Below are 4,893 nucleotides of genomic sequence, written 5' to 3'. Positions count from 1 at the left end.
TGTTGACACTATCGTCAGCTATGTCAGTCAGTTCATGACGTTAATGCCCGGTGATCTCATCATCACTGGAACCCCAGCCGGTGTTGGGCTAGGGATGAAGCCACCGCAATTTCTCGCGGCTGGTGACGTGGTCGACATGAGCGTCACAGGTTTGGGCACGCAACGACACGTGGTAGTCAGCTCAGACTGACTGGGGCGCCGCAATTCCTATGCTTTAGGCACGTATTCTCCTCAAGATGCATATGAAAAAAGTCACGCTGACGTTTGACAACGGACCCACGCCAGGGATCACCGACAAGGTTCTAGATATTCTTGCAAGGAAAAATCTGAAATCGACCTTTATGATGGTGGGGCGAAACCTGGAGGATCCATCGGCGGCCAGCTTGCTCGAAAATATCCACGCCGCAGGGCATTGGATTGGCAACCATTCATACACGCACTCTGTCGCGTTCGGTGAAAGACAGGATGGGGAATACGTGGAAGCAGAGATCGGGAAAACGCAACAGCTGCTCGGAAAGTATGTCCATCCAAGCCGGTTCTTTCGACCTTTCGGCAATGATGGTCAGGTCGGTCCGCATTTGCTCAGTGAGGCGGCGCTTTCGTACCTCCTGCGGCACCGCTACACCGGAGTGTTGTGGAACAGCGTGCCGCACGACTGGGATGATCAAGCGGGCTGGGTCGAACGATGCCTTGCGGACGTGTCAAGGCAGGACTGGACGGTGTCCGTGCTGCACGATATTGCGCATGCGGCATTGCCGCGTTTGCCCGAGTTGCTGGACCGGCTGGGGGATTCCGGTGTGACTATCACACAGGACTTTCCGGACGAGGTCATTCTTATGCGCGATGGCAGTCCTGTGTCCCTGCCGGATTCATACATCGCCGAACGCCCTTAATTGGAGCGACGTGATTAGCAATTGGCTGCGGTTCCACGAAGGTGGTGTCGCCAGCGCGGTGGCTCGATCACGTATGCTCCGCGGAGTCTAGGCGAGCAGTTTCCTGATCTCAGCGTCGATGATTTCCTTCGTCCAGGCGAAACGTCGCCAGTGATACTTGGCGTGCTTCCAGACGACTTCGACAAGGCAGACGTTGGGGCTCTACCTGGGCCGATAGCGATCACGTAGATTCCTTTGTTCGCTGGGGCGTGCTACGTGTGTGCGTGCGGAGCTGCACCTCGCGGGTGGCACGTTCGGCATCCGCTTGAGCAGCAAACTCGGTGGCCAGAAAGTCAATCAAATGGCGCACGGCCGGCAGCAGTCCGCGCCGGGACGGGAACACCGCGTGGATGATGCCGCTGCGCGGCAACCAGCAGGGAAGCACCTCCACCAGACGACCTTGCAGCAGATCCTGCCTCACCTGAATCTCTGGCAGTTGCACGACGCCGGCACCAAGTAGTGCGGCGTGGTGCAAGGTGGCCAGATCGGTCGTGACGAGCCGGGGTCGATGGTCGATTTCGAGCCGGCTCCCGTCAGCCTTTTCAAGGGTCCAACGGTGTTCGTGCATCGGTGGCCCAAGATCCAGACTCGGCAAACGTCCAAGCTCTTCGGGCGAAGGATTGGGCGCTCCTCTCTCCAGCAAGTCGGGATGTGCAACCAGGCGCTGGGAACTGTCTCCAAGCACTTTCATCACGAGATCGGCGTCTTGAAGCGGCGGGAAGCGCACCCGCAATCCGATGTCAAATCCTTCGCTGACGACGTCGACGCGCCGGTTGGCGACCTCCATGTGGACCTGAACATGGGGGTTTTGCATCATGAACCGGGCGACCATTTCTCCCACTCCGAGTGCCGCCAGGCCCGTAGGACAGCTTAGACGCACGATGCCTCGAGGCGCGGCGCGGGATTGCTCGATCACCGCCTCCGCAGCTTCAGCTTCTACCAGCATCGCAACGCAGTGGCGATAGTAGTCCTGGCCGATTTCCGTCACCACAAAGTGTCTCGTGGAGCGCTGTACGAGCCGCACACCGAGGCGTTCCTCAAGCAGAGCAATCCGCCGGCTCAGTTTCGATTTCGGCATGCCCAGCTTTCGTCCTGCCGGCGCGAAACCGCCGCTGTCCACCACCTGGACGTAGAAAAACAGCTCGTTCAGATCATGCATTGATGTCCTCGTCGTTCCCCAAATAGAACGCTGATGGCAAATATAGCGTACTACCGCGTCAATCATCCTATATCTAACATTCATTCCAGATCGCAGCAGGCAAGGCCCAATGAGCAGCGAGGGGTCCGCCGAGTAGACAGTGCGGCTCGAGGGTCTTTCCGATGGCGACACCTGGCGAAGAGGATGCCGGCAGGCACATTTTTCCATCTCTTTCAAGAATGAACACCATGACTCTGAACACGGATGACACGCTTTTGACCCCCGACAACCACGCGGTGATGCTAATCGACCACCAATACCTGCAGTTGTTGACTGTCCGTTCGCATACCGTCGAAACGGTCGTGAACAATGCGACCTTCCTGGCCGAGGGCGCCAAGATCTTCAATGTGCCTACCCTGTTCACGACGGCATTCGCGGAACGTCAGGCGATGTTTGCCGAACTGCAGGCGGTGCATCCGGAGCAACAGCCCGTCGACCGCTTCGGCCTGAATGCCTGGGACGACGAGCGCGTGCGCGAGTGGGTGAAGAATACGGGCAAGAAGAAGTTGGTGATGGCGGGTCTGTGGACCGAGGTTTGCCTGACGATGCCCGTGCTGTCTGGGCTGGCAGCCGGCTTCGAGGTCTACATCGTCACTGACGCCTCGGGCGCCAGCAGTGTCGAAGCGCACGAGCGCGCTGTTCAACGGATGGTACAGGCCGGCGCACGACCGCTGTCCACCGTCAGCTATGTCAGCGAAGTGCAACGCGACTGGAGCCGGGCGGACACGGCCGAGCAGGTGGTGAAGCTGTTCGAAAGGCGCGGCGGTGGCTTCGGGCACGGCTTGAAGTGGGAATGGCAACTCCTTGGCCTGCAGGAAGGCACGCGCTGATTTGGCCACAGATGGTGAGCATCGACGTTGTTCTTTTGCGCGAGAGGAGCAAGCCCGATGCGCATGATCTGCCCACACGGGCTCTTTCAAGGTGCCTTCGCACCCTCTTTCAAGTGAGTCACCAACAGGCGGGACAGGCTACCAGCCGGCCCCCACAAGGAAGCACATCATGGCAAACCGCACACTCAAGGCAATCCATCTCGCCCACCGTGACGACATCCGGGATCTGGAGACGCGACGTCCCCTGCCCGGTCCCGACTTACCGGATTTGAATCCGTTTCTTTTTCTCAACCACCATGGTCCGCAAGTCTACGCACCTCATAACGGTGGCTTGCCGTTCGGTCCGCATCCGCACCGGGGCTTCGAGACGGTGACATTTGTGCTGGAAGGCAGTCTCGCGCACTCGGATACCGGCGGCCACGAAAGCATCATCGATGCGGGCGGTGTGCAGTGGATGACCGCGGGTAGCGGCCTCGTCCATGCAGAGCTCTCGCCGCAGAGTTTCATGGAGCAAGGCGGCAATTTGGAGATCCTCCAGTTGTGGCTCAACCTTCCGGCCAAACTTAAGATGACCGCGCCGCGTTACGTTGGAAAGCAGGAAGATGATATTCCGTCGATTCCCACGCAGGACGGCAGAGGTCGGGTTCAACTGGTGTCCGGCGAATGGTCGGGCTTCCGCGGCCCCATTGAGTCCCTCACTAACACGTTCATGTCCGTTGTCAGAGTGAAAGCCGGTGGCCATGTGAAATTCACGGGCGTCGCGGGGCGGCGGGTCTTTCTGTACGTGGTTCGCGGCAGCATCGCCGTCGAGGGGGAGCGTGTAATGCAGTTCAGTCTCGCGGAGTTGCGTGATGACGGCGACGTAGTCGAGCTGGAGGCAAAGGACGATTCCATCATTCTGTTTGGGCATGCCGACGCGATTCACGAGCCTATTGCTGCGGGCGGCCCGTTCGTTATGAATACGCAAGCGGAGCTCCATCAGGCGTTTGCGGACTTCAAGGCGGGGAAATTCAACGTATCCGCGGCCTAGCCGGCAGCGCGGCTTTTACTGAGCCCTGCTCGACGCGCCGCTCGACGTCGAAGCACTCGAGCGCCATCCGACGCATGTGCTCGCATCCCATGAGCGAAAGCTGTCGCCGTCGTCGCTTGTGTCTCGTACCGGGAGCGTGACGTGAACCGTTCGCCAGGCCAGTGAGGGTGCCTTAGTGACGATGTGGCTCTACGTGCTCTACGCCGCGTGCCTGGGCTTTCTGCGTGTGCCCCGTGAGATGGCCGAGTTCGCCAGTCGAGCGGACCGCGCTCGCTACGAGCGCAGCACTTCCGGGCTCGTCTGCGCCTTCTCCTTGGTCGGCAGCGTGAAGCGGAAGACGGCACCGCGCGGCTCGTTCGGCGCGGCTTCGAGCCGTCCGCCGTGCGCCTCGACGATGGACCGGCTGATGGCAAGGCCCATGCCCATGCCCTCGGCCTTCGTCGTGTAAAAGGAGTGGAACAGGCGGTCGGCGTACCCGGGGTCGAGACCGGTGCCTGTGTCGCGTACCTCGACCATTGCGGTGTCCGGATCGGCCCTGATTGTCCTGATCGTCAGCTCGCGCGGCCTGTCGTGCACGCCGGTCATCGCTTCGATGCCGTTGACGACCAGGTTGAGCAACACCTGTTGCAGCTGGACACGATCGCCCATGACATGGGAAACGTCAGACGAAAGAGTGTTGTGCAGGACGACGCCGTTGCGCAGCAGTTCCTGGCGCGTCAGCGCCACAACTTCGCCGACGGCTTCGTTGAGATCCCATCGCTCGATGCGCGGCGGTGCCTTCTTGACGAGCCCGCGTACGCGACTCACCACCTGGCCGGCCCGGCTGCCGTCCTTCTCGATGCGCGCGAGCGCTTGCCGGACTTCCTCAAGGTTCGGCGGATGGGCATCGAGCCAGCGCAGGCC

At 60.4% G+C, this 4,893-nt stretch carries 6 protein-coding genes; 4 read left to right on the top strand and 2 right to left on the bottom strand.

Translation table 11 applies throughout. From position 1 onward, the window contains the following. A partial coding sequence (locus tag HV670_RS29265; protein WP_175108428.1) for a fumarylacetoacetate hydrolase family protein occupies positions 1 to 190 on the top strand: 190 nt, incomplete at its 5' end. A 52-nt stretch (positions 191 to 242) separates the two neighbouring features. Next, positions 243 to 893 (top strand): polysaccharide deacetylase family protein, encoded by a 651-nt coding sequence (locus HV670_RS29260; RefSeq protein ID WP_175108427.1) that lies wholly within the window; start codon positions 243 to 245, stop codon positions 891 to 893. Between the two features lie 220 nt (positions 894 to 1,113). On the opposite strand, the gene HV670_RS29255 is transcribed toward HV670_RS29260, so the two are convergent. Then, on the bottom strand, positions 1,114 to 2,091 hold the full coding sequence (locus tag HV670_RS29255; RefSeq protein WP_175108426.1) for a LysR substrate-binding domain-containing protein: 978 nt from the start codon (positions 2,089 to 2,091) through the stop codon (positions 1,114 to 1,116). A gap of 227 nt (positions 2,092 to 2,318) precedes the next feature. Here HV670_RS29255 and HV670_RS29250 point away from each other — a divergent pair, with 227 nt between their 5' ends. Both HV670_RS29250 and HV670_RS29245 read left to right on the top strand, forming a co-directional pair. Further along, complete coding sequence (locus tag HV670_RS29250; protein WP_175108425.1) at positions 2,319 to 2,960, top strand: isochorismatase family protein; 642 nt, start codon at positions 2,319 to 2,321, stop codon at positions 2,958 to 2,960. Between the two features lie 169 nt (positions 2,961 to 3,129). Then, positions 3,130 to 3,990 carry a pirin family protein gene (locus tag HV670_RS29245; protein ID WP_175108424.1) on the top strand — a complete coding sequence of 287 codons (861 nt, stop codon included), beginning with the start codon at positions 3,130 to 3,132 and terminating at the stop codon, positions 3,988 to 3,990. A 273-nt stretch (positions 3,991 to 4,263) separates the two neighbouring features. On the opposite strand, the gene HV670_RS29240 is transcribed toward HV670_RS29245, so the two are convergent. Next, the coding region (locus HV670_RS29240; protein ID WP_246258093.1) for a sensor histidine kinase at positions 4,264 to 4,893 on the bottom strand (630 nt) is incomplete at its 5' end.

Source organism: Pararobbsia alpina (assembly GCF_902859895.1).
GTDB classification, from domain to species: Bacteria; Pseudomonadota; Gammaproteobacteria; order Burkholderiales; family Burkholderiaceae; genus Pararobbsia; species Pararobbsia alpina.
Note: the sequence above shows the minus strand (reverse complement) of the source record. Positions and strands in the feature narration are given on the sequence as shown.